This is a genomic window from Shinella curvata, from assembly GCF_022899935.1.
GTDB lineage: Bacteria > Pseudomonadota > Alphaproteobacteria > Rhizobiales > Rhizobiaceae > Shinella > Shinella curvata.
In genome coordinates this window covers 1-25,784 of sequence record NZ_JALJCJ010000010.1, presented here as the reverse complement: position 1 = coordinate 25,784, position 25,784 = coordinate 1, and the positions used below count along the sequence as shown (strand labels likewise).

Annotated in this window: 24 protein-coding genes; 13 read left to right on the top strand and 11 right to left on the bottom strand. The window is 59.0% G+C overall.

The genetic code is table 11. The annotated features are described in order from the left end of the window. Window positions 1-812 precede the first annotated feature (812 nt). Both MUU55_RS27210 and MUU55_RS27205 read right to left on the bottom strand, forming a co-directional pair. Window positions 813-2,066 (bottom strand): type II toxin-antitoxin system HipA family toxin, encoded by a 1,254-nt coding sequence (locus MUU55_RS27210; RefSeq protein WP_244763918.1) that lies wholly within the window; start codon window positions 2,064-2,066, stop codon window positions 813-815. After that, the gene (locus MUU55_RS27205; RefSeq protein ID WP_244763917.1) at window positions 2,059-2,373 is read right to left on the bottom strand and encodes a helix-turn-helix domain-containing protein; all 315 of its coding nucleotides are present in this window, start codon (window positions 2,371-2,373) and stop codon (window positions 2,059-2,061) included. The genes MUU55_RS27210 and MUU55_RS27205 overlap by 8 nt, the downstream gene beginning before the upstream one ends. Before the next feature lie 242 nt (window positions 2,374-2,615). On the opposite strand from MUU55_RS27205, the gene MUU55_RS27200 reads away from it, so the two are divergent. Further along, window positions 2,616-4,973, top strand: coding sequence for a hypothetical protein (locus tag MUU55_RS27200; protein WP_244763916.1), 2,358 nt, complete (start codon window positions 2,616-2,618; stop codon window positions 4,971-4,973). A 102-nt stretch (window positions 4,974-5,075) separates the two neighbouring features. Here the strand turns inward: MUU55_RS27200 and MUU55_RS29255 are convergent, their stop codons facing one another. Continuing rightward, window positions 5,076-5,198, bottom strand: a complete 123-nt coding sequence (locus tag MUU55_RS29255) for a hypothetical protein (protein ID WP_280519151.1) — start codon at window positions 5,196-5,198, stop codon at window positions 5,076-5,078. 132 nt (window positions 5,199-5,330) lie between these two features. Between MUU55_RS29255 and MUU55_RS27195 the strand changes: the two genes are divergently transcribed. Continuing rightward, the gene (locus MUU55_RS27195) at window positions 5,331-5,699 is read left to right on the top strand and encodes an SH3 domain-containing protein (RefSeq protein WP_244763915.1); all 369 of its coding nucleotides are present in this window, start codon (window positions 5,331-5,333) and stop codon (window positions 5,697-5,699) included. Window positions 5,700-6,284: 585 nt separating this feature from the next. Here MUU55_RS27195 and MUU55_RS27190 read toward each other — a convergent pair. Beyond that, the gene (locus MUU55_RS27190) at window positions 6,285-6,452 is read right to left on the bottom strand and encodes a hypothetical protein (RefSeq protein ID WP_244763914.1); all 168 of its coding nucleotides are present in this window, start codon (window positions 6,450-6,452) and stop codon (window positions 6,285-6,287) included. Between the two features lie 125 nt (window positions 6,453-6,577). Between MUU55_RS27190 and MUU55_RS27185 the strand changes: the two genes are divergently transcribed. After that, a complete protein-coding gene (locus MUU55_RS27185) occupies window positions 6,578-7,315 on the top strand; it encodes a helix-turn-helix transcriptional regulator (protein WP_244763913.1) in 738 nt (245 codons plus the stop codon). 69 nt (window positions 7,316-7,384) lie between these two features. Then, window positions 7,385-8,065 carry an acyl-homoserine-lactone synthase gene (locus MUU55_RS27180; RefSeq protein ID WP_244763912.1) on the top strand — a complete coding sequence of 227 codons (681 nt, stop codon included), beginning with the start codon at window positions 7,385-7,387 and terminating at the stop codon, window positions 8,063-8,065. 259 nt (window positions 8,066-8,324) lie between these two features. On the opposite strand, the gene MUU55_RS27175 is transcribed toward MUU55_RS27180, so the two are convergent. The 5 genes from MUU55_RS27175 to MUU55_RS27155 all read right to left on the bottom strand — a co-directional run bounded on the left by MUU55_RS27175 (window position 8,325) and on the right by MUU55_RS27155 (window position 15,708). Continuing rightward, window positions 8,325-9,239 carry a 3'-5' exonuclease gene (locus MUU55_RS27175; RefSeq protein WP_280519150.1) on the bottom strand — a complete coding sequence of 305 codons (915 nt, stop codon included), beginning with the start codon at window positions 9,237-9,239 and terminating at the stop codon, window positions 8,325-8,327. A 600-nt stretch (window positions 9,240-9,839) separates the two neighbouring features. Further along, a complete protein-coding gene (locus tag MUU55_RS27170) occupies window positions 9,840-10,073 on the bottom strand; it encodes a hypothetical protein (RefSeq protein WP_244763985.1) in 234 nt (77 codons plus the stop codon). Between the two features lie 184 nt (window positions 10,074-10,257). Next, the gene (locus tag MUU55_RS27165; RefSeq protein ID WP_244763910.1) at window positions 10,258-13,521 is read right to left on the bottom strand and encodes an error-prone DNA polymerase; all 3,264 of its coding nucleotides are present in this window, start codon (window positions 13,519-13,521) and stop codon (window positions 10,258-10,260) included. Beyond that, window positions 13,518-15,032, bottom strand: a complete 1,515-nt coding sequence (locus tag MUU55_RS27160) for a Y-family DNA polymerase (RefSeq protein WP_244763909.1) — start codon at window positions 15,030-15,032, stop codon at window positions 13,518-13,520. Before MUU55_RS27160 ends, MUU55_RS27165 begins: the two co-directional genes overlap by 4 nt. Further along, window positions 14,950-15,708, bottom strand: a complete 759-nt coding sequence (locus MUU55_RS27155) for an ImuA family protein (RefSeq protein WP_244763908.1) — start codon at window positions 15,706-15,708, stop codon at window positions 14,950-14,952. Before MUU55_RS27155 ends, MUU55_RS27160 begins: the two co-directional genes overlap by 83 nt. A gap of 219 nt (window positions 15,709-15,927) precedes the next feature. Between MUU55_RS27155 and MUU55_RS27150 the strand changes: the two genes are divergently transcribed. From MUU55_RS27150 to MUU55_RS27140, 3 genes are all read left to right on the top strand, one after another. Further along, window positions 15,928-17,997 (top strand): ATP-dependent helicase, encoded by a 2,070-nt coding sequence (locus MUU55_RS27150; RefSeq protein WP_244763907.1) that lies wholly within the window; start codon window positions 15,928-15,930, stop codon window positions 17,995-17,997. An 8-nt stretch (window positions 17,998-18,005) separates the two neighbouring features. Further along, window positions 18,006-19,094 (top strand): DNA polymerase IV, encoded by a 1,089-nt coding sequence (dinB, locus tag MUU55_RS27145; RefSeq protein ID WP_244763906.1) that lies wholly within the window; start codon window positions 18,006-18,008, stop codon window positions 19,092-19,094. A 102-nt stretch (window positions 19,095-19,196) separates the two neighbouring features. Beyond that, window positions 19,197-19,787 carry an SOS response-associated peptidase family protein gene (locus MUU55_RS27140; protein WP_244763905.1) on the top strand — a complete coding sequence of 197 codons (591 nt, stop codon included), beginning with the start codon at window positions 19,197-19,199 and terminating at the stop codon, window positions 19,785-19,787. A 131-nt stretch (window positions 19,788-19,918) separates the two neighbouring features. On the opposite strand, the gene MUU55_RS27135 is transcribed toward MUU55_RS27140, so the two are convergent. Next, window positions 19,919-20,164, bottom strand: a complete 246-nt coding sequence (locus tag MUU55_RS27135; RefSeq protein WP_244763904.1) for a hypothetical protein — start codon at window positions 20,162-20,164, stop codon at window positions 19,919-19,921. A 650-nt stretch (window positions 20,165-20,814) separates the two neighbouring features. On the opposite strand from MUU55_RS27135, the gene MUU55_RS27125 reads away from it, so the two are divergent. The 3 genes from MUU55_RS27125 to MUU55_RS27115 all read left to right on the top strand — a co-directional run bounded on the left by MUU55_RS27125 (window position 20,815) and on the right by MUU55_RS27115 (window position 24,285). Further along, a complete protein-coding gene (locus MUU55_RS27125; RefSeq protein WP_244763903.1) occupies window positions 20,815-21,378 on the top strand; it encodes a biliverdin-producing heme oxygenase in 564 nt (187 codons plus the stop codon). Next, entirely contained in the window at window positions 21,365-23,902 is a 2,538-nt protein-coding gene (locus MUU55_RS27120) for an HWE histidine kinase domain-containing protein (RefSeq protein WP_244763902.1), read from the top strand. Before MUU55_RS27125 ends, MUU55_RS27120 begins: the two co-directional genes overlap by 14 nt. A 230-nt stretch (window positions 23,903-24,132) precedes the next feature. Continuing rightward, window positions 24,133-24,285, top strand: a complete 153-nt coding sequence (locus tag MUU55_RS27115) for a hypothetical protein (RefSeq protein WP_244763901.1) — start codon at window positions 24,133-24,135, stop codon at window positions 24,283-24,285. Between the two features lie 45 nt (window positions 24,286-24,330). Here MUU55_RS27115 and MUU55_RS27110 read toward each other — a convergent pair whose 3' ends face one another. Beyond that, a complete protein-coding gene (locus MUU55_RS27110; protein WP_244763900.1) occupies window positions 24,331-24,510 on the bottom strand; it encodes a hypothetical protein in 180 nt (59 codons plus the stop codon). 184 nt (window positions 24,511-24,694) lie between these two features. Between MUU55_RS27110 and MUU55_RS27105 the strand changes: the two genes are divergently transcribed. The 3 genes from MUU55_RS27105 (at window position 24,695) to MUU55_RS27095 (ending at window position 25,695) form a co-directional block, all read left to right on the top strand. Beyond that, complete coding sequence (locus MUU55_RS27105) at window positions 24,695-24,913, top strand: hypothetical protein (protein ID WP_244763899.1); 219 nt, start codon at window positions 24,695-24,697, stop codon at window positions 24,911-24,913. A 33-nt stretch (window positions 24,914-24,946) separates the two neighbouring features. Then, a complete protein-coding gene (locus MUU55_RS27100) occupies window positions 24,947-25,258 on the top strand; it encodes a hypothetical protein (protein WP_244763898.1) in 312 nt (103 codons plus the stop codon). A 206-nt stretch (window positions 25,259-25,464) separates the two neighbouring features. Beyond that, entirely contained in the window at window positions 25,465-25,695 is a 231-nt protein-coding gene (locus MUU55_RS27095; protein WP_244763897.1) for a hypothetical protein, read from the top strand. The last annotated feature ends 89 nt before the right edge of the window (window positions 25,696-25,784 follow it).

Below are 25,784 nucleotides of genomic sequence, written 5' to 3'. Positions count from 1 at the left end.
AAGATCCAATTCGAGCTATCGCGACGTGGTATCATGCCAGCTTCATGCTTCCAGATGGTGCAGAACCAAAACCAAGCCGCTGCAGCATTGGTTGCCGTCGCCCTTGTTGGTGGCACTGTCGCTTACTGCGCCAATCACTATTGCAGCGGAGGTGGTTACACAGCGTATCGCGGAAACTGCCAATATGACTGGCAGACTGACGCGGCCGGAAATAGGTGCGGACGTCGTAGCGCTTGGTCACGCCCTGGAGGCTATTACTGACGATGCGAAGGGGCACAATCATGAGAATTGCCATTGCCTTCATCACCCTACTAATCGGCACCTCCGCTCTGGCTCATGGAGGCGGTTGCCGAAAGAGTTCGCCGCCTGGCCAATGCTGCCATATGGAGAAAAAGACTGGTAGCGTCCATTGCCACTGACTTAGCGGTCCGAACCACAAGTGAGCGGCCGTTTTGGCTACAAGAAACCCGCTTACGTTAGGAAAGGCTAGTACCCTGCCCATAGATGTTCGCATCAGAACGCACATACTGCATGGCGATAGCGAACTAGAGCCGCTCGATGATGATCCATTTGAGGCATACGGAGCGTGTCCAAATGTCGGTGATGTTGAATATCGGTCGGATTTGACCCGGTTTTCATTTGGGCCTGCCCCTGCTGAAGCGACGCAAAGGTTTGGAATTAAAGGCAATTCTATAGCTACGCGTGGGTTATGATAAACTAAGAAACCGGGTCAAATCCCGGCGATTTTCGACACCGCCAGGAGAACTGGCGCGCGGGCTAGGACAGGGCTCGGCTACCGTTCGGCCGGATCGTCACTCCGCGCACGTGCCAAGGATAGGCGTCATCAGCCTTACATGTGTATCGATACGCTCGAGAACTCTCGCCGGAGCGACACTACGTTCCGGCAGCGACCACCAAACGTCGTTGACGCGCTCGACCGTATCGACCACCGCTTTGAGCACGGCCGCTTCCGGCAAGCGCGCGCGATTGGCGAAGGCTTTCCATCGTTGCGCATTCGATGCCTTGAAGGAGCGCTCGCCAGCAAGCGACAGCGCCATTGCATCTGCTGGGATGTAAGGGATTGTCGAGAGCACGTCGTAGACAGGCGCAAATTCCGGTTTGTCGCCCGCTCCGCGATAGATCAGCGACCAGTTTTTCAGGTGCATGTCACCATTGCCTATCATGGCAGCCAGAGCCAGCCGGCGGACGAATTCGAGCGCAGCGTCGGATGAAACGGCAACGGTCAAGGCTGCGGCGATATCATGATATGCAGCTCCTTCGTATTTCCGCGAAGGATAGACGCCGAATACCTGCGCGAAATCCTCGATATGGATCCGCTCGCCGTTTGAGCCACGATCGAAACGTTTGACGAGCAGGACTCTACCGTCCGACAGCGTCTCGAACTCCTTCGGGATACCGTCGAACTCTGATTGCTCGACGAGTTCACGCTCCGGAACCTCCATGCCGATGGCTTCAGCCAGTGCAAGATTGGCATATTCATTTTCCGACACGCCGGGAAACGAGGTCGATGGAAACTTGGCAATGTAGGCCCCCTGCTCGTCGCCGATCGGTAACGTCAGTCCACCGCCCTTCCCCGTGTTCTTGATGACCGAAAGCTTCATCTGAACGCCGGCGAGCGAAAACCGGGCTTTCGGCTTGGTAGCGGGCAGACTGTCGAGACGGGCAATCGTCCCGTCGCTCGGCACGACGCGGACAGCGCCTGGCAGATCTGAACCCAGTGCGACGAGCAGATCGAAATCGTTTCCCGCGCGGACACTCCCCGCGTGGTGTTTTTCCATTGCCTCGCGCAGCTTGTCTTCCGGGAGCAGATTGGCGAAGAACGCCGGCAACGCTCTGGCGACGGGTTTCGGGTCCTTGCGCAATCCGCCAGTGACTGCTCGAAAAGACAGGCTGAGCACTGGGAAGCCGCCCGATGCGCGATAGCTGTCCTCGAAACTGAAGGCGTTGAAATCGCCGGGCGTCCTGACGATCGTGCCGACCTTCATATCGTTCAGCAGCACGTCGAGCGACGAGATGGATCTCGGATCGGATGAAGCTTCAGGCATTCTCGTCCCCATCTGCATGAGCCATGAATGCTGGGAGATCGTCGAGATCGTCATGCGGTCGCAGCAGCGCATCGACGGCCGGAACCATCGCCTGCGGTATAAGCATCAGCTCAAGTCCGAGAGCACGGGCGATGTTGATCAGGGTCGTCGTGCGCGCAGCACTGCTTCCGGCTTCTATCTCGCGATAGCGGGGACGCGATATGCCCGCCATGTCGGCAACCTGCTCCTGCGTCAGTTGCCGGCCTTTACGGGTAGCCTTCAGCAACTGTCCGATTTCCTGCAAGGCATCTGAACCAGACCGTGCCATCCTACCGACCCAATCGTTCTCTGTGGATTAGGCAATCCTATCCCAAACATTCTGAGACCGGTCAACAAAAAGATATAAATACGGATCATCCATTCAGAATTGATCTGTTTATATATCCTTCATATTATTTTCTGACTGGTGGTGCCAGATCTTCAGTCATGCCAACCTTACATGCTTTGTTAAAGGCAGGCCCCTATTTCCGCTCGCCCTCGGCACCGGTGCCAGAGAGAAACGGAATAAGCATGCCCAAACACGATCTTTCATCACGTCATTTTCAGCGAAAAATTTCGGAATTCTGCGAGGTGCGTATTGCACCGATATCCTCAAAGCGGGTGCTGGAGAATCTCCGCCCCTATCTGATCAGCCTCATCATTTACCGCGAGCGACCGCCGATCCTGAATGGCCATCTCGACTGGACCGCGATCGGAGAGGCTTGCGGGGTCGAAGACGAAATGACAGCTGAACTCAGGAAGCAGTTGCGGCCGGCACTGGACGCGATCACGCTATGGCTTAAGGCGCCTCCCGTTAGCGAAGACGCCCGGCCGGCAAAGCAGTATACCCGGATGAGCAAAACTGAAGCAGTCAAAAAGACAGCGCAGGTTTCCTCGACCAGAGAACCGAAGCGCGCTGCGGCCGACGGGGTTTTTGCTCGGAACACATCTGCGCAACGCGGTCCTGCGCCAAAGCCGATCAACCCGTTTCCGAATCCACTATTTGAAGCAACCGACGATCCCGCGAGCTTTCAGGATGCGCTCATCTACCAGATGCGCCGGTTCGGTGACAGTTACTGGCAGCTCTACCGCGCCGTAGTTCGCCTGACCGAGGCCTTTGACAGCAAGACACTTCTGTCCTGGATCCAGGGCGAGCGTGTCCCGCGATCGGTTGCCAGCTTCGACATCCTGCGGCGGATCGAGCAGCGGTATCGGTTGTCGGAAGGCTATTTCAAGGCGAAGCTGCCGCATCAGGCACGCTCCCTCTACGGCCATGACCTCGGCGACATCAGCCCGGCCGAGCGTCGGCGCATTTCCGTACATCTACCGGAAGACTTCAACACCCTGCCCTTCACAAAGCGAGAGGAGATCCTCGATTGGGTCCGCCGAATAATCATCTCAGGTTCGACTGAGTACCGCCGCTACCAGGCGGCAGCCAGCAAGCAGCCTTATGCGATCCGCTTTCCTGGTGTCACCTATGGCGGCGGTTCGCTTTCGCCCCGCACCCGGGCATCTGCAGCTAATGCCAACCAGAATATGGCTGAGGAACTCGACGATCCGGACCTTCTGTCCGGTGTCGTCGACGCGCCGCCACGTCTCGCAATGGAAATGGCCGATTTGATCCGGTTCAAGACTTCGACGTTGACGGCGATCGGCTTGCAGCGCAACGGGGTCTGGGGTGAAGAAACCGCCTCTCAAAAGATCGAACATCTCGGCCTGATGTTCGGCGCACTTGCCGCTTCCCCGTCGAGCATCATCAAAGGTCGAGGCGTGCCGCTCAGTCACCTGAGCTTTGGCTTGCTGATCTTTCCCGGTGTCTGGGACTGGTATCTGCAATGGCGCGAGCAACGGCGTGGCTTCTACACGAAGTGGGAAGGAGACATGCTGATGGTGGCTCAGGCACTCACGCGCGCGGAGGTAGGATGGATCCGACAGCACCCGGAGCTTGTGAAGAATGTCAGACCGATCGATGGACTGATTGCACCGGAGGAAATCGAGTTCGCTACCCGCGACTGGAACGGCGCGTGTGATGCGTTTCACCGGCATGCCGCCAACCGTTCGAAGGAAATCCAGCGAGTGGCGCGCGTCCATCGCGATCCGTTCGAGCCGATCATGTGCGTTCTCGAAGCCGACAGCCCGCTCGCGGAGTACCGCAAGATCACCGACGAGATCCTTAAACGCATGCCAGATGAAGATCGCTACCCGCGGCCGGCGGCGGAAGCGGTTCGATCCTTTCTGCTGTTGCGCCTTGGCCTGCATCTCGGCCTTCGCCAAAAGAACCTGAGGCAGTTGCGCGTCTGCCCGCGCGGGAATTTCCCAACATCCGAACGCCGCCTCGAAGACATGAAGTGCGGTGAACTGCGCTGGAGCGATCGTGATGGCGGCTGGGAAGTGCTTATTCCGTCGGTCGCCTTCAAGAATGCCAGCTCATCGTTCTTCGGCCAGAAGCCGTTCCGCTTGATTCTCCCGGATTTACTCGACCTATACAAATACCTTGAGGCTTATATCGACAAGCATCGCGGTGTGCTGCTCGGCAGCGCCAAGGATCCTGGCACGTTGTTCGTCAAGACGGTGAAGACGACGAGCCTTGATGCGGCATACGACTCCACCACGTTCTATGAAGCCTGGCGGACCGTGATCCAGCGGTACGGCATCTACAATCCCTATACCGGTCGTGGCGCCATCAAGGGCTTGCTACCGCATGGTCCTCATAACCTTCGCGATATCCTGGCAACCCACATCCTCAAGCAGACGGGTTCCTACGAGCAGGCGAGCTATGCGATCCAGGATACGCCGGATGTGGTGCAGCAGCACTATGGTAGGTTCCTACCACAGGACAAGGCAGCACTGGCAGCCAGGATCTTGAACCAGGTCTGGGAAGCCGAATAGGCCAGCAAGACCGAACCCACGATGATAGTACTCGAGCGGATGCGGAAAAATCCGCTCGAGAGCGGCTCGATAGGCGCGGCGCTGAAGCGATGGCCGCCGGCTCTAGAGCCAGCCGATGACCAGCCCCGCCGCGAAGAGCACGAGCGCCATGACGAGGGTACCGCGCCACACAGACGATGTGGGCTGCGCGCTAGCATAGTCATTGTCCTGTCCAGGCGATCCCATCCTGTCATTGTCCAGCCTCCCATCACGAGGGGCTATAGTAGCAAATTCACGATGACCGGGAAATCAGACTTCATTCTCACCCTAGACTTGTCGTCCGGCTTCATGTGAGCCAGAATTCGGGCGGGGATTGGGATGAAGAAGCGATACTGGCTCATAGGCGCCCTGCTGATCTACGCGTTCGTCAAACCGACGGACGATGGATCAACCGTGCCTTCGTCCCAGGATGTGGTGCCTTCTCGCGTTGAACGGGCGGCAGAGATCGAACCTGTAGAAGTCTCCGCAAAGCCGACGCGCGAGCTCTCAAGCGCGAAGGTTGAAACGCCCTCCAGCGATGGCTTGGGGCTTCGGTCTGCCGATGCACCTATCCGCTATGTGTCGGGCAAGCGCGTCGGATTTCGGTCGGGTCCTTCGACGACCGATCCTATCATCGATCGTTTCGACGCCGGGAGATTGGTCTTCCTGATGGAGCAAGCGGGAGATTGGGTCCAGAATTCGAGATGATCTCACCCAGCATGAAGGATGGATCGCCACCCGCTTCCTTTCCGAAACAGAGACCAAGACGAAGGCCGCACCGGCAAAAAAGGAGAAAAAGCCGGAGGAGATCGAGGTTGCCATCCCCGTCGTTCCGGACTCAGTCTTGATCCAGCGCATTATCGTGGAATCACTCGACTCCTATCCGAGTTCATGTGCATGTCCATATAGCCGCGACCGGGCAGGCAGGCGCTGCGGCAAACGGAGCGACTATAGCAAACCGGGCGGATATTCGCCGGTCTGTTTCCCCGGCGACGTCACAAAGGCGATGATTGAAGCGTTCAGGTCACGGTAGACCTTCGAATAGTTGGGCCGATGGCGGGTAGGCATGAACATCAGTCGAGGCCGTTCAATGGCCCCCGCACCTCGCCGATAACAGCGTCTGGCTATCCATCCGTGCTAGAAGCCATCCTGGCTTTCGATCAAATTTCGCCCGGCTGCTTTAGGCGCTGTCACATTTGGCGCCCGCAAATCGGCGACCGAGCAAAGCTCGTATTTGGCCTGCGCTCATCGCCGCTTGTATAAGTAATATAGTGCGTGAAAGTGGGCCTCGTCTTACGCGATATTTTTCTTATCGTCGGGCTCATTTTTTACCGGGCGAGCCTCAGCCCTCCCCAAATTATCAAACATTGCCCGGACGTTTTGCAGGCAGTCAGCTGCCGGAACATTCTGCTGGAAATCAGCGCGAATACGCGCAAGCAGAAGCTTTTCCCATGCCAGCATGCCACTCTCCGTCAGCCGCAATCTCACCGATAGTTAAATAAGCGTGTGGCGAATGAAAATGCAATCGATTGTTGTTGTGCTTTGCGTTAGCCTGTGTCTTGGGAACGCAATAACGGGGCAAGCACATGTCGAATGATATAGCCAACGCCATGTTCGAATTTATTGAATGCGCGCGGTGTGCGGATAACGAGGAAGCAATTCTCAAAGGGCTAACGGTATCTGCCTCATTTTTCGGCATAGAGATGTTTGCGATATCTGGAATTCCCAAGGCGAATGAGCGTATCGACCCTTACTTTATCGGACATCAATGGCCTGTTGGCTGGTTTGAGCGTTATCTCTCGCAAAACTACGTCCACACCGATCCCGTCATTCGCCGGTCTCTCCGGACAGATGACATGTTCTTGTGGTCTGAGACCGTTTGCAATGACGACATGCCCGCCAAATCAAAGCTCGTGATGGATGAAGCGGCTGAATATGGAATGCGCGACGGTCTAAGTGTCCCAATTCACGCTGCGGAAGGCATGCAGGGGATCGTAAGCTTTGCTGGGCACACGGTTGAGCTACCGCTTGAGCATCGCAATGCACTTCATGTAATCGCGATCTACGCCCATAACTATTTGAGGAATTTGATCAAGAGGAAGGCGCGGGTCGCGCCTCGAGTATCGATTACGCTCACGCCGCGCGAACGCGAATGCATAGCTTGGTGCGCCGATGGAAAAACCGACTGGGAAATCGGTCAGATTCTCGATCGTTCCGAGCGTACCATTCGTCATCTGATCGATAGTGCGGCGTCAAAGCTCGAGGCCGTCAACCGCCCACAGGCGGTCGCGGAGGCCTTTCGGCAAGGAATTCTTAAGTTGTAAATAGGCGGAACCGCCTATTTGAGGACGTCTGAAAGCTTGCCATGCTCCCTGAGCAAATGGGGGTTTGCCATGCTAAAAGTGCTTTGGGGCAAGGAGGCGACACGACAGTCGTCTCTGATGGAAGACGTTTGGCGTTTTCGACACCAACAGTTTGTCGAGCGTCTGGGATGGAATGACATCCGCCGGCCTGATGGCCGAGAAATTGACCAGTTCGACGGGCCTAGGGCTATTCATTTTCCGCAGCTAAACCACGCCGGCGAGATTGTTGGCTACTCCCGTCTGTTGCCGACCACAGAGCCCCATCTGCTTTCAGATGTGTACCCGCAATTGATGGGCGATAGATCACCCCCGCGAGGAAACACCATCTATGAATGGACGCGGTGTGTCGCAACAATCGATGGCAGTCCGATAGATGGTGTAGCAGTCTCCAGCCGTCAGATGGCCGGCGTGCTCGAATACTGCCTGCTGGTAGGCATCGAAGCCTTAATCGTAGAAACCTATCCCAAGCTGCTCAACATGTTTCTTTCCACCGGCTGGGACGTGCTGCCGCTTAATGCACCGTCTCAATTCAACGAACACTTCATCGTTCCGTTCTGCGCTTACCCAACGGCGGCAACACTCGAATGGCATCGCAGTAACTACGGCATTCGCGGAAGCTTACTTGATCTGGGCGCGGATGTTGAAAGTCCGCTCGCTGGACCTGCCCAAATATCCGAACGCCCCAGACTTTCGCGCTTGGTTGCAGCTTGAGGTAAGACGATGGAAGACTTGGATCTATCACAACTGCTGACCGACGAACAGATTTCCCAGATCGTATATAGGACCGTATCGGAGATTTTGCCGACAGTCGAACGCCACGCGCGGCATCCCACTGCTGGCAAAAAGACGAAATTTCTCGCGTATCTCCTGGAAATGGTCTGCGCAGAGGCGGCTGACCCACCAGATCCGAAGACCTGATTCGATTTACCAACCGCTGCGAGCTTTGGCGTTGTACCGGTCTGATGATGGCTCAAGCCTTGAAGCGCTCGAGAGCTGTCAGGCGCCGGATCGGCGGATCGGCGTCGGGCCAACGGTAGATCTCGGCGCGCAGATAGCGGAGTTCTTCGTCGAGCATGTCGTCCGCAACCTCGACCCACCACGATTTCGGCCTCCCGTCAGTCCCGTCCGACCATCGGTATCCACGGGCCTTGAGATTATCCTTCATCTCGAAGGGACTGTGCTCGGCAAAGATGCGCACTCGCGAGCGCTGGCTTGCCGCGAAAAGCTCGGCGAACGGTGTGTTGCCCTGGTCTGGTCCGCTTTGGGCCAGGACCTCGAGCAGCGCGAAGCAGTCGTCGACGGCGCGGCCAAGTTTCGTTCCTTCGAAGCCGCGGGCCGACCAGTCGACCTCGGAGACCGAACAGGCCCATGCCTTCGGCGCGAAGGCCCGGGAAAAGGTTTCACAGAAAGGGCGGTCGAAGCCGGCATTATGAGCGACGATGAGATCGGCGGGTGCGATCAGCGCCTGCACCCGTGCAATGTCGATCGTCTGGCCGGCCACCATGGCGTCCGTGATGCCAGTCAAGCGCGTGATGTTAGCGGGAATGGCGATGCTCGGCCGCTGCAGCCCACAATAGATACCAGTGACATCACCGATGTTTCCGGTCTTGTCGAAGCTGAAGGCGACAATCCCGATCTCGATGATTTCGTCCTTGCGGGCACTAAGTCCCGTCGTCTCCGTATCGACGATGACGCCGCGCATTGGAAAGCCGGGCCGCGGCGCATTCGCAATGGCGCGTGCCTTGAGTTTCCGCAGAACACGATAGCGGCCGGTTTCTTCAAGCCAGCGGACCATCTCGATTTCGTCCCCGATACCTCGCACATCGTGTGTGGACGGAGATTGGGCTTTCTTTTCCGGATCCCTCGTCTCCCCCGTTCCGAACAAGTCGAACTGCTAAATTCGCCATATCGGGTGAAACCGAAAGAAGCCATGTGCGATCCATATTAAGAAAGACCGGCATGACGCGTCGGGTTGATCTCGTGCGCTTTCTCGGCGGGCTTTCTGCACCTGATTGAAAAATTGAAGCTTTTCGACGGCCTGCACCCGGATCACGGATGCAATTGCGATATTCTGGAAACGAATGAATACTTGGAGCGGAAGCCTCCTGTTTGGGAATGATAGTGGCCATATCGTAAGCCTATACAGTGGCTTACGATATGGAAAAGGTACTGCGAGGCGGGGTGCAGTGTGCCGCCTGTCCAACCTCCAAACCGGTCTCCTCAGAGTCCGAGATAGCCGGTTTCACGAACCCTTCATCATCGCAGCCGGAGGGTTCTTCCAGTTGCAGTTCCCCGTCAATCAGCCACCAGTCGCTATAGTGCGATGAAGCGCTCGCGCATTACCGGACGTGCCGACTTCCGCGAGGATTTCGATGAACCGTTTCAGCGTCACAGCCATGATCGGCAGCTTTCCATTCTCCGGTGCTATGAGGTGCCGGACGAAGCTAGCCGCGACGGTCTCGCGGGCGCTACATAAGGAGCTTCATCAGGCCGAGAACATTACCGTCACCCCGCGCTGGCGGAAGTAGGCCTGCATCAACTTTCTGCCAGAACGATTGCCGTGCGGGAGCCTGGCCGGGTCGAATACAGCCTCCTTCAAACCCTCTCTGGCCAACGCCGCCTTGAGAGCAACGATGTGCAGGTCAATGTCCACGTTGTCCGACTCAAGCGATTGATAGATGCGGGCTGTTGTCTCGGCCACGGTCGGTTCGCTCACGATAAAACTCCTGTTCTTGTTCGACCTGCGCTTAACACGATTTACCGCCTGAGTACGGCTCTGTGCAAATTAGCGTAGGAATATCCTGCAGTTTGAGGACTTCTGACACGCCGCTTCGTAATTGTAGACGTCGCTAGTGCGCATCGTTCTTCATCGCGGGGGCGCACTAGCGCCGAGATCGGTAGCGTCAGTGGAAGTTGCGGCTCTTTATCTTGAGGCGATCGATCAGCAGATCAGGAATGAATATGTCCCGGGCAGGTGCCGCAGCCTTCGGCCGCTGCTCTCGCGAATCCGATGCCCCGTTTCCATGCGCGAATTCATCGCCCCGCCCATGAGGCAACGGAAACTTCTCATCCCGTTCACCGAGGCGGCTCAGGTCTTCAGACAGGTCAAAAAGCCGCTGGGCAACGAGATGCACGACATCCCCTTCCCGCTGAATCTTCCCGTTGATCGCCAGCATGGATGCCGAGAGTACCAGCCGCCGCTGGCGCTCGAAAATTGTCGGCCATACAACTGCGTTGACGATGCCCGTCTCGTCCTCGAGCGTCATGAACATGACGCCCTTGGCGGAACCCGGCCGTTGGCGAACCAGGACCAGCCCGCCGGTCATCAACCAGCGACCGTCGCGCTCAGACATCGCCTCCGCGCAGGTGACCATGCGCTTTCTCCGCAAATCCTCGCGGAGGAACGAAATCGGATGCTGGCGAAGGGTAAGCCCAACATGGGAATAGTCCTCGACCACCTCATGCCCGGCCCGCATCGATGGGAGGTCTACGCCGGGCTCCTGCAGTTCAGCGACCTCGCGCGCCTCTCGATCGGCGGCCGCGGCCCAGAGCGCCAGCGGCTCGTCGCGCAGTCCCTTGATCGCCCATAAGGCGTCTCGACGCTGGAGACCGAGTGACGGCAGGAACGCATCCGCTTCGGCAAGCTTCACAAGAGCGGCCGTTGGCACGCCGGATCGGCGCCAGAGATCATCAGTCGAAGTGAACTGCTCATCCGCACGGGCCGCAACGATACGGGCGGCGTCCGCGATCGACAGCCCCTTCACCATGCGCATGCCGAGGCGGACAGCGTGGCATTTGCTTCCTTCCACCTCCTCGATCATGCAGTCCCAACGTGAGGCGTTCACGCAGACCGGCCGGATTTCCACACCGTGTTCCTGCGCGTCGCGCACGATCTGGGCCGGGGCATAGAAGCCCATCGGCTGGGAGTTCAGAAGCGCGGCACAGAAGGCATCGGGATGATGGCATTTCACCCAATTGGAGGCATAGGCAATGAGCGCGAAGCTTGCGGCATGGCTTTCGGGAAAACCGTATGAACCGAACCCCTCCAACTGACTGAAGGTCCGTTCGGCGAACCCTTCGGTGTAGCCGTTCTTCACCATGCCCGAGACGAGCTTGGCCTTGAATTTCGAAACGCCACCCGAAAACTTGAAGGTCGCCATGGATTTGCGAAGCTGGTCCGCCTCACCGCCGGTAAAGCCGGCGCAGACCATCGCCACCTTCATTGCGCTCTCCTGGAACAGTGGAATGCCGAGTGTCTTCGAAAGAACCGCCTCCAATTCCGGCGTTGGATATTCCACCTTCTCCTTGCCCTCGCGCCGGCGAAGATAGGGATGGACCATATCGCCCTGGATCGGACCCGGCCGGACGATGGCCACCTGAATGACGAGGTCGTAGAAGGTATTGGGTTTCAGGCGCGGCAGCATGGACATCTGCGCGCGGCTTTCGATCTGGAAGGTGCCGAGCGTATCGGCCTTGCGGATCATCGCATAGGTGCGCGGGTCCTCCGAAGGGATCGAGGCGAGATCCCAGACCTCGCCCTTGTGTGCAGCCATCAGCGCAAAGGCCTTCGACATGCAGGTGAGCATGCCAAGCGCCAGCACGTCCACCTTCATGAACTTCAGTGCCTCTATGTCATCCTTGTCCCATTCGATGACCTGGCGATCGTCCATGCGAGCCGGCTCGATCGGCACAAGGTCGTCAAGGCGGTCATGGGTCAGCACGAAGCCACCCGGGTGCTGGCCAAGATGCCGCGGCGCGCCCATCAACTGCTGCGCCAGTTCCAGGGCCAGCTTCAGCCGATAGTCGGCCGAATTGAGATTGTTCTCTCTCAGCTGTCGCTCGGAGACGCCCTCCGACCAGCCCCAGACGCCGGATGACAGCTGGCCGATCATGTCCTCCGGCAGTCCGAGCGCCTTGCCGACATCCCGTAGCGCGCCCTTGGCGCGATAACGCGTCACCGTGGAGCAGAGCGCCGCCTTGGTCCGGCCGTAGGTGTCGTAGATCCATTGGATGACCTCCTCGCGGCGCTCATGCTCAAAGTCGACATCGATGTCCGGCGGCTCGTCGCGTTCCTGGGAAATGAAACGTTCGAACAGAAGATCATTGGTTTCCGGATCGATCGACGTCACGCCGAGGCAGTAGCAGACGGCCGAGTTTGCCGCCGATCCCCGGCCCTGACAGAGAATGTCTTTTGAGCGGGCAAAGCGAACAATCGAGAAGACTGTCAGGAAGTACGGCGCGTAGTTCATGGCCCGGATGAGCTCGAGCTCATGTCGTAGCGACTGTCGAACCTTGTGGGGAATCCCCTCGGGATATCGGTCGGCAGCACCTTCCCACGTGAACTTGGCGAGCGACTGCTGTGGGTCGAGACCAGGCACGATCGCTTCTTCCGGATACTGGTATCGCAATTCACCGAGATCGAATGTGCAGCGGGCGGCGATCTCGCGGGTGCGGGCCAGAGCTTCCGGATAGTCGCTGAACAGTCGATGCATCTCTTCAGGCGCTTTCAGGTAGCGATCCGCATGGCGCTCCCGATCAAAGCCGACATCGTCGATGGTGGTTCTGGTCCGGATGCAGGTCACGACATCCTGCAATTGCCGCCGGCCGGGCTCGTGAAACAGGACGTCGTTTGTGACGACGGTCCTCACCTTGAAGCGGCGAGCCATAGAGGCGATGCCATGCAGGCGCATGCGGTCGTTCGGCCGCCGGCGAAGGCACAGGCTGACATAGGCGCGGTCGCCAAACAGGTCCGCCATCTTGCGAAGCTGGACACCACAGGTCTCGTCGGCTTCGTCAGGCACGAGAACACCGATCATTCCGGCGGCATGGTCCGCCACATCGGCAAAATCGATCAGGCAATTGCCCTTCCCGCCCCGGCTCTTGCCGACGGACAACATCCTCGTCAGACGCGAATAGGCCGGCCGATCCATGGGATAGACGAGGATGGACATGCCATCCGTGAGATCAAGGCGGCAACCCACAACGAGCCGCACGCCGGTGGACTTGGCCGCCTCCCAGGCGCGCACGATGCCGGCCAGGCTGTTGCGATCGACGACGCCCAGCGTGTCGATCCCGAGAGCGGCCGCAGTCCCAAACAGTTCTTCGGCACCCGACGCGCCGCGCAGGAACGAGAAATGCGTCGTGACCTGAAGCTCGGCATAGTTCATCCGAACACCCCATGCACGAACCAGAGATGCGAGCCGGTTTCGGGATCGATGCCGTCACCGGCGCGATAGACCCAATAGCGCTCGCCAAGTTCATCCTCGACCACGAAATAGTCTCGCACTGCCTGGAATTCGCGCGGCCGCCGCCACCATTCCCCAAAAATCCGTTCCGGGCCGTCGGCGCGAGCGACTTTCCGACGCTTGCCGCGCCAGGTGAACACCGCCGGCGGCTGGTCCGGCAGAAGCGCGATGACCTCGATGCGCTCGGGATTGGCGAACAATCGTGTCGGCCGGGGCCATTTGACGGCCCAGGCCTCGCCAATATCGGGCGCTGTTGGAGCAATCCGCCGCACGGACCGTTCCGGAACATCAGAGGCGACCGGTGCGACCCGGAACAGCCGGTGGCCGCGATTGCCGAGAATATCGACGAGTGGCGAGACATCCGCGATCTCCTCCTCGATCAGGCAAGAGGCGACCTGACGCTCCTCGAGCGGTTCGGCAAAGATGGCGACGAGCACCATCTTCTCGATGCCAAAGCCCGGCTCTATGGTCTCAATGCGATCGCACAGGAGTTTCGACAGGCGCGCCGGATCCCGGACAGGTTTGGCAAGGCCGGCACGAAGATGCTGCCGCGTATTGTCGACCCGGTGAATGACAAGATCGCACCGGCGCACACCGAGCCCCTCGTCGGCAAGACGGGTGGACAACTGACCAACGAGCCGACGGACATATTTCGCGATCGTCTCCGGCGCACCGATCGGCTCGGCAAAATTCTTGGCAACCTCGATGAGCTCTGGAGTGCGGATCGGCTCGATCGGCTCGGCGACGCGGCCAAACATCTGGTCGAGCCGGCGCGCCGGTTCCGGCCCAAACCGCAGGGTCAAAGGCGCCCGCGGCATGGCGGAGAGTTGGCCGACGGTGTCGACGCCGAGAACACGCAGACCTTGGATGGTCTCCGCAGGAAGACGCAAGGCAACGATCGGCAAGTCGATGACGGCCTGGCTGATGTCACCGATCGGCACGACAGTCGTGTCCGAAGCCAGCAATCGTGCAAGCGCGTGCGCGGCGCCCCAACTGTCGGCTACGGCTGCGCGCGCAGTCAGGCCCCGGGCGCGCAGCCGGTTGGCGAGGCCGGAGAGCAGAAGCGCTTCGCCCCCCTGCAAGTGGTCTGCCCCCTCGGTGTCGATGACCAGACCATCCGTTCCATCGATGGCGACGACGGGGCTGTACTGTCTGAGTGCCCAGAGCGCCAATCGCTCGAGCGCTGCGGCATCCTCGGCGGGTGCAGCATCGACCATCACGAGATCGGCGACCATGGCCTGCGCCTTGCTGGCCGGCATTCCAATCCTGAGGCCAAGTTTGAGCGCTGTGGGATCGGCCGCTGAAATCCAGCGTTTTGAGCCGCTGCGGGATATCACGACCAGCGGCTTGTCAGCCGGCAAGGCTTCGCCAGCCTGCCGCCTGATCCGCTCGACCGGTAGAAGTGGGAAGTAGACAGACACGACCCTTGGCATCGGGAGCTCCAATTTCAAACTCGGCGCACTCACCCGCCTTCACACGCATTATCTCCGCCAGCCACCGGGCCCTCCCGACACCCGCGACCGGCAATCGTTCGGACGGCAGCGTGCTGATGCGCCACCGTGTCGTCGAGGCCGTCGGCTGCCCATAGTCCGAGGCCTCGTTCTGCCTTCGCCATCGCCGAAGAACGATCGCCATGGCGCCTGTCTTCTCCGCCGCCAGTTGAAGACGCCGGGAGGCATTCATCGGCAGGCGCACAAGCTCGCCCACCACGGCCGCAAGCCCGCCGAACGAAAGCCCCTCTTCCATTGCCGAAAGGACCTGTTCCTCCTTGTCGCTCTCGCACCAGATCACGCGATCGGGATGAAGGCCCGCCTGCGAAATCGCCGGAAAAAAGAGGTCTGGGCGCGTCATGCACCACAACACCTTGCCACGTGTTCGAGCGGCAATCCCCGCGACGAACAACGCCGCCGCCGCCCCATCGATCGTACCGCCTCCCCCACCCGCAATCTCATGCAGGGCGCCAAAGGCTAGGCCACCGCCCGGCAGTGCCCTGTCCATTTCCGGCACTGCAAATGGCAGCACAGCCTTGGCGCGGGCGGCTTTGCCTTCCAACTGGCCGATCCGCTCGCGAAGCTCGGCAAGCACAGGATTGTGAGCAGGCTTCGACACGGCAGAAAGTGCGCTCCTTCAGGGGTTTCCAGCGGCTGTTTAAGCTGATATGTTCCTTTTTTGTTCCCAATGCGCGGGTGAGTCAATCCACCCGAAACGGCGCTCCCGACCATGATGGTCGCCTTCAACGGGTCGACTTTTGCGATTCAGCAAGGCCGATCAAAGGGATGGGTGGAGGGAACGGATGAGGAATTTTTTCTTAGGAAAATTTGGGGTCAGATGACGGCAGCCTATCTGGAGAAACTGAATGACCGCCAGCGCGCGGCGGTCGAGCACGGGATCGGGCTACCGGATGGCGGGATAGGCGGACCGCTGCTGATCATTGCTGGCGCAGGGTCGGGAAAGACCAACACGCTTGCCCATCGGGTCGGTCACCTGATCGTCAATGGCGCGGATCCGCGCCGCATCCTGCTCATGACCTTCTCGCGGCGTGCCGCATCGGAGATGGCCCGTCGGGTGCAGCGCATCTGCCGGCAGGTGCTCGGCGACAACTCTGCCGTCATGACCGACGCGCTGGCCTGGGCAGGTACCTTTCACGGCATCGGCGCCCGGCTCCTGCGCATGTATGCCGAGCAGATCGGCCTGAATGTCGACTTCACCATCCACGATCGGGAAGACAGCGCCGACCTGATGAACCTCGTGCGCCACGAACTCGGTTTCTCGAAGATGGAAACCCGGTTCCCGACCAAGGGCACCTGCCTTGCCATCTATTCGCGCGTGGTCAATTCCGAGAGCTCGATCAACGAGGTCCTAAAATCGGCCTATCCCTATGTCATGGGCTGGGAAGAGCAGTTGAAGCAGCTCTTCGCCGGCTATGTCGAGGCCAAGCAGGCGCAGAACGTGCTCGATTACGACGACCTGCTGCTCTACTGGGCGCAGGTGATGGCAGACCCCGAGCTTGCCGATGATATCGGCGGCCGCTTCGACCATGTACTTGTCGATGAGTACCAGGACACCAACCGCCTGCAGGCCTCAATCCTCATGGGTATCAAGCCCGGCGGCCGCGGCCTGACCGTTGTGGGCGACGACGCGCAATCGATCTATTCCTTCCGCGCCGCGACGGTGCGCAACATTCTCGACTTCCCGAAGGAATTCTCGCCGAAGCCGGCCGACGTGATCACGCTCGATCGCAACTATCGCTCGACGCAGCCGATCCTCAAGGCCGCCAATGGCGTCATCGATCTTGCCCGTGAACGCTTTACCAAGAACCTTTGGACGGACCGGGAATCCGAACAGCGCCCTATGCTCGTCACGGTGAAGGACGAGACAGACCAGGCCAACTACATTGTCGAGCAGGTCTTGGCGAACCGGGAAGTGGGAATGACCCTGAAGCAGCAGGCGGTCCTCTTCCGGACATCGAGCCATAGCGGCGCCCTGGAAGTGGAGTTGACCCGCCGCAATATCCCGTTCGTGAAGTTCGGTGGGCTTAAATTCCTCGACAGCGCGCATGTGAAGGACCTGCTGGCGACATTGCGTTTCGCGCAGAACCCGCGCGATCGCGTTGCCGGCTTCCGCCTGCTGCAGATGCTACCCGGTATCGGGCCTCAGACGGCGGGCAAGATCCTCGACACGATTACCGCCGACCCCGAGCCACTTCAATCACTCGCCGAAATCCCGCCGCCGCCCAAGACAGGCGAGGACTGGCCCGCCTTAGTCGAACTGCTGACAGCCCTTCGCAAATCGGAAAGCGGATGGCCCGGTGAAATCGGCCTTGCGCGCCTTTGGTATGAACCGCATCTCGATCGCATTCATGAAGACGCGGATACCCGTAAGGCTGACCTCATTCAACTTGGGCAGATCGCCGGCGGTTATGGTAGCCGGGAGCGTTTTCTCACCGAACTCACCCTCGACCCACCGGACGCGACCAGCGACCAGGCCGGTGTTCCCCTACTCGATGATGATTATCTGATCCTCTCGACGATCCACTCCGCCAAGGGGCAGGAATGGCGCGCCGTCTTCATGCTCAATGTGGTTGACGGCTGCATCCCCTCCGACCTCGGCGCCGGCACCACCGCGGAGCTCGAGGAAGAGCGCCGTCTGCTCTATGTCGGGATGACCCGGGCGAGAGACAGCTTGAGCCTCGTCACGCCGCAGCGCTTCTTCACGCATGGCCAGAATGCCCAGGGCGACCGGCACGTCTATGCCTCGCGGACGCGTTTCATTCCGGCGACGCTCCTGCAGTTCTTCGAGACCACCAGTTGGCCGAAAGTCTCGGCCGCCGCCAGCGAGCGAAGTGCAAAGCAGATCCGGATCGATGTTGGAGCACGCATGCGCTCGATGTGGAAATGAGAAATGAAATGAGCGGGGACGATGGCACACCGACGAGGAAGATCATCCATGTCGACATGGATGCGTTCTATGCCTCGGTGGAGCAGCGGGACAATCCGGACCTGCGCGGCAAACCTGTCGCCGTCGGTGGCGCGGCCGCCCGCGGCGTGGTCGCTGCAGCAAGCTACGAGGCACGCGCCTTTGGTGTTCGCTCCGCCCTCCCATCCGTGACAGCAAAGCGCCGCTGCCCCGACCTCATTTTCGTGCCACCGCGTTTTGACGTCTATCGTGCGGTTTCGGGACAGATCCGCGAGATTTTTGCTGAACACACCAACCTGATCGAACCCCTCTCCCTCGACGAGGCCTATCTCGACGTGACGGACAACAAGCAGGGCATCCCGATCGCAACCGAGATCGCCACGATCATTCGCACGCGCATCAAGGAAGTAACCGGCCTCAACGCGTCTGCTGGCATCTCCTACTGCAAATTCCTCGCCAAAATGGCGTCGGACCTCAACAAGCCGAATGGTCAGGCCGTGATCACGCCGAAGAATGGAGCGGCCTTCGTCGAAGAACTCGCGGTCAAGAAGTTTCATGGAGTCGGACCGGCAACCGCAGCCAAGATGGAGCGGCTAGGCATCCTGACCGGCGCCGACCTCAAGGCGAAATCGCTTTCCTTCCTGCAGGAGCATTTCGGTAAGTCGGGCGCCTGGTACTACAACATCTCTCGAGGCATCGATCACCGGGCCGTTCAACCGGATCGGCCGCGCAAGTCCGTCGGCGCCGAGGACACCTTCACGATCGATATCTTCGATCTTGACGCCGCGCGTGCTGAGATCACACCGCTCGCGACCAAGGTATCCCGCCATTGCGAAAGCAAGGACCTGAAAGGTCGCACAGTCACACTGAAAGTGAAATATGCCGACTTCCAGACCATTACGCGCAGTCGCACGGTCCCAACGTCGATCAACGCCGCCGATGCGCTCGAAGCCATCGGCTACGCTCTCCTTGCCCCCCTGTTTCCGACGGCCAAGGGCATTCGCCTTCTCGGATTGACGCTTTCCTCGTTCAGCGAGGAGGAGGAAAACGAAGCCAGTCAGTTCGAGCTGCAGATCTAGAATTGGGGCCACAATCGCCGCGAAATGCGTCGAAATCTCATCCGGCCGCGTTACATGCAACTGGCCACCCTGCGCTGATCAAAAGGATGGAGCCGAAGATCGATGTGCAATGACTATCGCCTCATGGTCGAACTCGCATCTGTGATCGAGGAGTTCGAGCACCTGAAGATCAAGATCCGGTTTCCCGAGGGACGGCCGAACATCGAAGCGCGCGAGGACATCAAGATTACCGACACGGCGCCGATTGTCCGATCCGTCGAAGGCGAACGGGGCGCCGGCGAGCTTGTCCAGCGTCGGTGGAGTTGGCCGAGCCCGGCCCGCAAACCCGTCTACAATTTTCGCTCGGAAGGGCGAGAGTTCGCCTCCAACCGTTGCCTCATCATCGCCGATGGCTTTTACGAATTCACGACCCCGAAGGACCCGAAGAAGAAGCGTAAGGACAAATGGCTCTTCAAGAAGGTCGGTGAGCCGATCTTCGCGATTGCGGGGATCTGGCGGGAGACCGATGACGTCGGCGAGGCCTTCACGATGCTCACCATGGAGCCGGGTCCCGACATGGCGCCCTATCACGATCGTCAGATCGTGATCCTGGAGCGGGACGCGTGGGTCGATTGGCTCGATCCCACCGTTTCGGCAAAGCCCCTGATCAGGCCGCTTTCAGGGCGCGCCTTGTCGGTGGAGCAGGTCGGCTGAGCCTGATCGTCCGAGATGGAGCAGGGTGATCGCTGCGGCCTGAATGATAAAGGGCGCTCAACCCTTTCGGGGAGCGCCCTTCTGACCCGGACAACTACGAACGCGCGACAAGACCTCGTCGCTGCAGGCAGTCATCGATAACGGGTGATAAGCGATAGATGGGGGAAGGCCGCCGAATAATCAAGACCATCCGGATTGTCTGCCGCCAAAGCCGGCATGCCCAGGCATCCATCGCAGATGCCACAGCCATCGTCATCCATGGGTTGCCCACTCTCGCCGCAACAGGCGCAGACCATTGCGCGGCGGGCCTGGGCGCATCGGCGGGGCGGTATGATCTCGGTTGCATCCAGCAGGATGTCGATCGCAACGTCCTTCATCGCACCATTCTCCGTCAGCTCGTCAGTTCCGTCAGCTCGTCAGTTCCGTCAGCTCTACAAGTTTTCGACGAGAGATAGGATCGGTCTAGATCTTTGCAATGGTGAAGATTGACCATCGATAAAGTCATCTGCATTGGATTTGGCCGATCATCGCAACGCTCCAGTCCGCTCGGAACGTTCGAAAATCCGGGGCGGTTTCCTGCTTCTAAATACCGCCCGACCCAGAAGAGAGGCGCTTGAAATAGCCAGCTACAATGTAAACGGCACTAACGAACGACTTTGAATCCTCGTGCGATGGGTGGACGAAGATAGACCCGACATTGTTTGCCTGCAGGAGTTCAAATCCCCCTATGAGCGCTTTCCTCGGCACGAGGTGCGAAAGGCGGGCTATGAAGCCGGCTGGCACGGCCAGAAAAGCTGGAACGGGGTCGAAGCCATTTTTGAAGGAAGCGCTACCGGGCATCAGCGGGATTTTTCATTTGTCATTCGTCCACGCCCTTGCCGGAGCAGCATCTACGACCTAGTTCTTGCGCGGCTCCTTATCGGGATGACTACGCAAGTCCCTCCACCCGAAAAACAGATATTTGCACATACAGCGTGGGGAATTTTGCCCCGATGCTCCCAACCTCTTGATGGAGGGAAAAGTAGAATTGGCTATTAGCGAACGACGGTTTGAGCTTAGGGAACGTACTCAAGCGGCGCATCAGCGCCTTGACTCAATTGTAGGTGGCTTTGATACCATCGATCAATATCGACGTTATCTGGTGGGGCTGACAAGGTTCCGCGCTGCAATGGATGAAGCACTGAGACACGTTGCCTGGCCGGTCTGTTGGGAGTGGCGGCCGACTGCCGTCAGCGATGTGCTTGAGCGCGACAACGTTGACCTGGGCCTGTCTGCAATTGACATCCGCAATGCCCATTTCGGCATGAGACTTGCGAACCAAAGCGCCTTGCTAGGTGCGCTTTACGTGATCGAAGGTTCCACCCTCGGTGCTCGAATCCTCCAAAAAAGGGCTGCTGCGCTCGGTTTCGATGAATTTCTTGGCGCACGCCATCTCGCCGTTATGTCAAAGGACATAGCGCACTGGCAGTCCTTTCTATTACTCTTGGACGAAGCTCAGAACTTTGACGTTGAACGGGCCGCGGCGTCTGCCAACGCAGTCTTCGCCTTCGCCCTGCAATGCTTTGAAAGTGAAATCGTTGTCGCCCAATGAACCTGTAAATCTGGATACCTGCGACCGAGAGCCTATCCATATTCCCGGCAGCATACAGTCGCATGGTTGCCTACTGGCCTGCGATATCGGCCTAACGACGATCGAGCGCGTGTCAGAGAATGCGCAGGCAATCCTGGGCTTCGAACGCGATTTACTCGGTCGCGGTGTCGGCGAGGTCGTCGGCCAGAAGTTGCTGCATGACCTGCGCAATGCGCTCGCAACCGCATCGACGGCGGCGCGGCCCGCGCTCCTTCTGGACGTAATGTGCGGCGAGCGCGCCTTCGATATTGCAATCCACCACTATAAATCCGCCGTCATCATCGAGTTCGAGCCGGCGCCTGTGGTCGGCCAGCCGCTGCATATTGCGCGCGAAATGATCGGCCGCATCAGCGACATCACCGATGTCGACCGTCTCGTGCAGCGCGCAGGTCGAATCGTTGCGGGTGCGACCGGCTACGACCGCGTCATGATCTACCGTTTCGAGCAGGACGGCTCCGGCAAGGTCGTCAGCGAAACGAAACGGGCCGATCTTGAGAGCTTTCTCGGCCAGTATTTCCCGGCAAGCGACATTCCTCAGCAAGCCCGTGCTCTGTATCTCAAAAACACGATCCGCGTGATTGCTGACGCCAGCGGCGAGCGGGTGCCGGTAACCCCTGTCCTGGATGCGTCCGGCGAGCCGCTCGATCTCAGTTTTGCCCATCTGCGCAGCGTTTCGCCCATTCATTGCGAGTATTTGCGCAACATGGGGGTCGCGGCCTCCATGTCGATCTCGATTATTGTCGATGGCACGCTTTGGGGCCTGATTGCCTGCCACCACTATTCGCCGCTTGCGCTTCCCATGGCACAGCGCGTGGCGATGGAGGTGTTCGGTGAATTCTTCTCGCTTCACCTGAAATCCCTCAAGGAACGCAAGCGCGTCTCAGCCGTTGCCGGTACTCGTGAAGCCCTCGACCGTTTTCTCATTCTCTCGGCTCATCACGAGGATGTCGGAGCGCTGCTTAGTCAGAGCCTGGAGGAGTTTTCCCGGCTCCTGCCGAATGACGGGGTCGGCTTGATGTTTGACGGGAAATGGACGGGCCTTCGTGCCACGCCGCCCGAGGATGCGGTCGCCCGTCTTCTCGAGGTCGTCAGGATTGCCAGCGATGGCCGCGTCTGGGCAACGCACACGCTATCCCTGAAGGTGCCGGAAGCCGCAGCCTATAGCGACCGGGTGTCCGGTCTGCTCGCCATTCCGCTCTCGCAGACAGGCTCGGATTGCCTCCTCTTTTTCCGGAAGGAACTGGTGCAGACGCTGGACTGGGCAGGCAACCCTGAAAAGACCTACGAGACCGGTCCGCTCGGTGACCGGCTCACACCCCGGAAGAGCTTCGCGATCTGGAAGGAAACCGTGAAGGCGCAGGCTCAGGCCTGGACGGAGGCCGAACGGGAAATCGCCGAAATCGCGCGGGTTTCGATCGTCGAAATCGTTCTGCGCCACAACGAACTGATGGCGGGCGAGCGGCGCAAATCCGAGGTGCGGCAGCGCATGCTGAACCAGGAGCTGAGCCATCGTGTGAAAAACATCCTGGCCGTCATCAAGTCGCTGGTGACGAGCCCGCAGCATCACAAGAGCACCCTGGAGGACTATGTCGCCACGCTGCAGGGCCGCATCGAGGCCCTGTCGGTGGCTCATGACCAGGTGGTGCGCGGCGATGGCGGCGGCATTCTGGCTGATCTGTTGCAGGCGGAACTTCAGCCCTATCGGACCAAGGCATCGACCGTCAGTTGTTCCGGGCCCGCCGTCTGGCTCGACAGCAGAGCGTTCTCCGTCATGGCGCTGGTGTTTCACGAGCTTGCAACCAATGCCGCCAAATATGGCGCCCTGTCGGTCGCGACTGGCTCGGTGGAGATTTCCTGGACGATGGCGAACGACACAGTCTGCGAAATCCGCTGGCGGGAGCACGGCGGCCCCATCGTACACGTTCCCTCGCGCAGCGGCTTCGGCAGCGCCCTGATCGAGCGTAGCGTTCCCTACGACCTCAATGGCGAAAGCGCGATCCGCTTCGAACCCGCGGGGCTGGAGGCGACCTTCAAGATCCCACCGCCTCATGTGAAGCTCACCGTCTCGAGGTCGGCACTGGCAACCGACACGCCGAACGACCTGTCCACACACCCGAACGCCCTTAAGGCCGCCAACCCTTCCGTGCTCATCGTCGAGGACCAGATGCTGATCGCTCTGGACCTCGAGGCCATGCTCGCCGATGAGGGCTTGTCGAAGGTCGTGACGACCAATTCCGTAAAGCAGGCAATGGTACAGATCGGGGCTAGCCCACCGGACCTGGCTATCCTCGACATCAATCTTGGTCCAACGACTTCCTTCGCGGTGGCTGAAGAATTGCACAAGAGGGGAACGCCTTTTGTGTTCGCGACCGGGTACGGCGAGGGTGCAGAACTGCCAGAAATGTTCGATAGTGTCCCTATTGTACGCAAGCCCTACAGCCGAAAGGCAATCGTGGCCGCACTTTCATCGGTGCTCTACCGTTAGGCTTGGCCTCGTCGCTTCGAGATTATCGATGCTAGCTGAGAGGCAGGTGTTCACAAAGGTATCTCCCCAAGCTCCTGCAGAGCTCTCACAACATAGGCGGGGCACCGAAGCCAAACCTATGGTGACGGCCTGCCCTAACGGAACAAGATCGCGCGTCGGCAGTTACTTTGCTGCACTGGTCCAAACCTCATTGCCCCGCTAGATGCGGGGCTCTTCTTTTTGGAGAGCAAATGCCCCGACGCATCAACATTATCGGCTTATGCCTGCTGTCGATGTTCATTGTGATATTCGGTTCGATCTTAGTCATGCCTTTCCTCAGCAGCGAAAGCGGCGCGCCGACGGAAATCAACGTTGATGCTGTAGCCGCCACCGCTAGTGAATGAGAAAGTGTGGTAAAGCCGGCCTGCAGAAAATAACTGGTCGCGTCGTCAACCCTGCTGGGGTTCGGCATCCCAACCTAGCTTACGACAATGGTCTTCCGCCGCGCCGATAGCCTCCCGCTGGCTCTTGTATGGTCCTTCAAGATAGTGCGAGCGTCTCCTGAACTCGACGAACACACCCTTTTTCAGAACGTCGTAGATAATCTGCATTCCGTTTTCGTACGTCATGTCGATACGCCTCCGCCTTGATTGGGCGCGTCTTCTTATCAAAACGCAATTCATACTCAACATTAACCGAAACAATTCAGGTTAATCGTCCCCTTGTTTACACGCCCGTTGCGGACGTGGGACCGAACTCCTATGTTCGGCCGAGGTTCCCTTTGAAACGTTCTTGGGAACCCAGGGGGTTTGGATGAATTCTGGGATTTTCGAGCCATCGGAACTCGCAGAGATGCGCGATGTTTTCGATGAGATCACGTCACAGCCGTGGTTCAGTCGCGACCCGGGCGCGAAAAAGGCTTTCGCGAAATATTTGCTTGACGCATATCCTGGCGGTACCTTCAACCCAGCGACAGACAAACCGATGCTCGAAGCCACAGCGAGAGCACATTACGGCCGCGACGCTGGCTAACCGACGGCTTTGAGCCGGTCTCGGACCTAGATCATGCATGGACTGTCGGATTTCATCGCAGAGCTTATTCGCGCTGCAAATGATGTCGAACGGTTGCCGGAGAGTACGAAGCTTAGGCTTCTGGGTCGCGCGTATGTGACCATTATCAACGCACGCGAAGAAATCGAAAGCCAGCGTCAGGAAGCCTATCGGCAGGCGGGCGCCGACCTGATCAGCGTGACAGGTCACGTTGGCGCGCTCTCAAGCCAGGACGTGAAATCGCTCTTGTTGGACGCCGCCGAGATGATCCGGCAGATCAAGATCGTCATTGATTCCAAAGGCAAGAGTTCTGGAGAGGGGGATTAGATGTGCACACGTCAGTCAACATGCTGTGACCGCGTTCTTATCCATCACCCGTATGGTATTGTGTGACGTCCACTTGAGTGGTTTAGGCCGATACGCACAGACTGCCCCGCTCCGGCGGGGCTCTTTTTGACCAGCACACCAGGCGATCATTCTCGGAACACTTGTGGATAGTGCGTCGTTTGCAAATCCACCACTCGGAGGACGCCATGACGATTTCAATTCCTTCTCCTCGCAACTCCGCCAGCGACGTTGATATGCAGATCGACTGCCAGATCGCGATCGACGCACCAGTCCGCGACCTATTCGACGCAATCATTCAGGCTGGCTGGGCTCCAAAGGTAGCATACGCGGCGCTGAAAAACGTCGCAGAGCATCAAGCCATCGCTTATCAGCAAGACCCGGACCCAGCCGACGATCCAGCGCACGGGGAAATATGAGCGATGGAAGTTGTGACCTGCCACTGAATTTTCATCCGGCTGCGATTAGAGCCTCGGTGGTTTTTGATACGCCAAATGGCGGGGTGGGA

Coding starts and splice junctions, on each gene's coding strand:
- MUU55_RS27210 (WP_244763918.1), bottom strand. CDS start 2,066: ATGCCTGAAGCTTCATCCGATCCGAGATCCATCTCGTCGCTCGACGTG.
- MUU55_RS27205 (WP_244763917.1), bottom strand. CDS start 2,373: ATGGCACGGTCTGGTTCAGATGCCTTGCAGGAAATCGGACAGTTGCTG.
- MUU55_RS27200 (WP_244763916.1), top strand. CDS start 2,616: ATGCCCAAACACGATCTTTCATCACGTCATTTTCAGCGAAAAATTTCG.
- MUU55_RS29255 (WP_280519151.1), bottom strand. CDS start 5,198: ATGGGATCGCCTGGACAGGACAATGACTATGCTAGCGCGCAGCCCACA.
- MUU55_RS27195 (WP_244763915.1), top strand. CDS start 5,331: ATGAAGAAGCGATACTGGCTCATAGGCGCCCTGCTGATCTACGCGTTC.
- MUU55_RS27190 (WP_244763914.1), bottom strand. CDS start 6,452: ATGCTGGCATGGGAAAAGCTTCTGCTTGCGCGTATTCGCGCTGATTTC.
- MUU55_RS27185 (WP_244763913.1), top strand. CDS start 6,578: ATGTCGAATGATATAGCCAACGCCATGTTCGAATTTATTGAATGCGCG.
- MUU55_RS27180 (WP_244763912.1), top strand. CDS start 7,385: ATGCTAAAAGTGCTTTGGGGCAAGGAGGCGACACGACAGTCGTCTCTG.
- MUU55_RS27165 (WP_244763910.1), bottom strand. CDS start 13,521: ATGAACTATGCCGAGCTTCAGGTCACGACGCATTTCTCGTTCCTGCGC.
- MUU55_RS27160 (WP_244763909.1), bottom strand. CDS start 15,032: ATGCCAAGGGTCGTGTCTGTCTACTTCCCACTTCTACCGGTCGAGCGG.
- MUU55_RS27150 (WP_244763907.1), top strand. CDS start 15,928: ATGACGGCAGCCTATCTGGAGAAACTGAATGACCGCCAGCGCGCGGCG.
- dinB (WP_244763906.1), top strand. CDS start 18,006: ATGAGCGGGGACGATGGCACACCGACGAGGAAGATCATCCATGTCGAC.
- MUU55_RS27140 (WP_244763905.1), top strand. CDS start 19,197: ATGTGCAATGACTATCGCCTCATGGTCGAACTCGCATCTGTGATCGAG.
- MUU55_RS27135 (WP_244763904.1), bottom strand. CDS start 20,164: ATGAAGGACGTTGCGATCGACATCCTGCTGGATGCAACCGAGATCATA.
- MUU55_RS27115 (WP_244763901.1), top strand. CDS start 24,133: ATGCCCCGACGCATCAACATTATCGGCTTATGCCTGCTGTCGATGTTC.
- MUU55_RS27110 (WP_244763900.1), bottom strand. CDS start 24,510: ATGACGTACGAAAACGGAATGCAGATTATCTACGACGTTCTGAAAAAG.
- MUU55_RS27105 (WP_244763899.1), top strand. CDS start 24,695: ATGAATTCTGGGATTTTCGAGCCATCGGAACTCGCAGAGATGCGCGAT.
- MUU55_RS27100 (WP_244763898.1), top strand. CDS start 24,947: ATGCATGGACTGTCGGATTTCATCGCAGAGCTTATTCGCGCTGCAAAT.
- MUU55_RS27095 (WP_244763897.1), top strand. CDS start 25,465: ATGACGATTTCAATTCCTTCTCCTCGCAACTCCGCCAGCGACGTTGAT.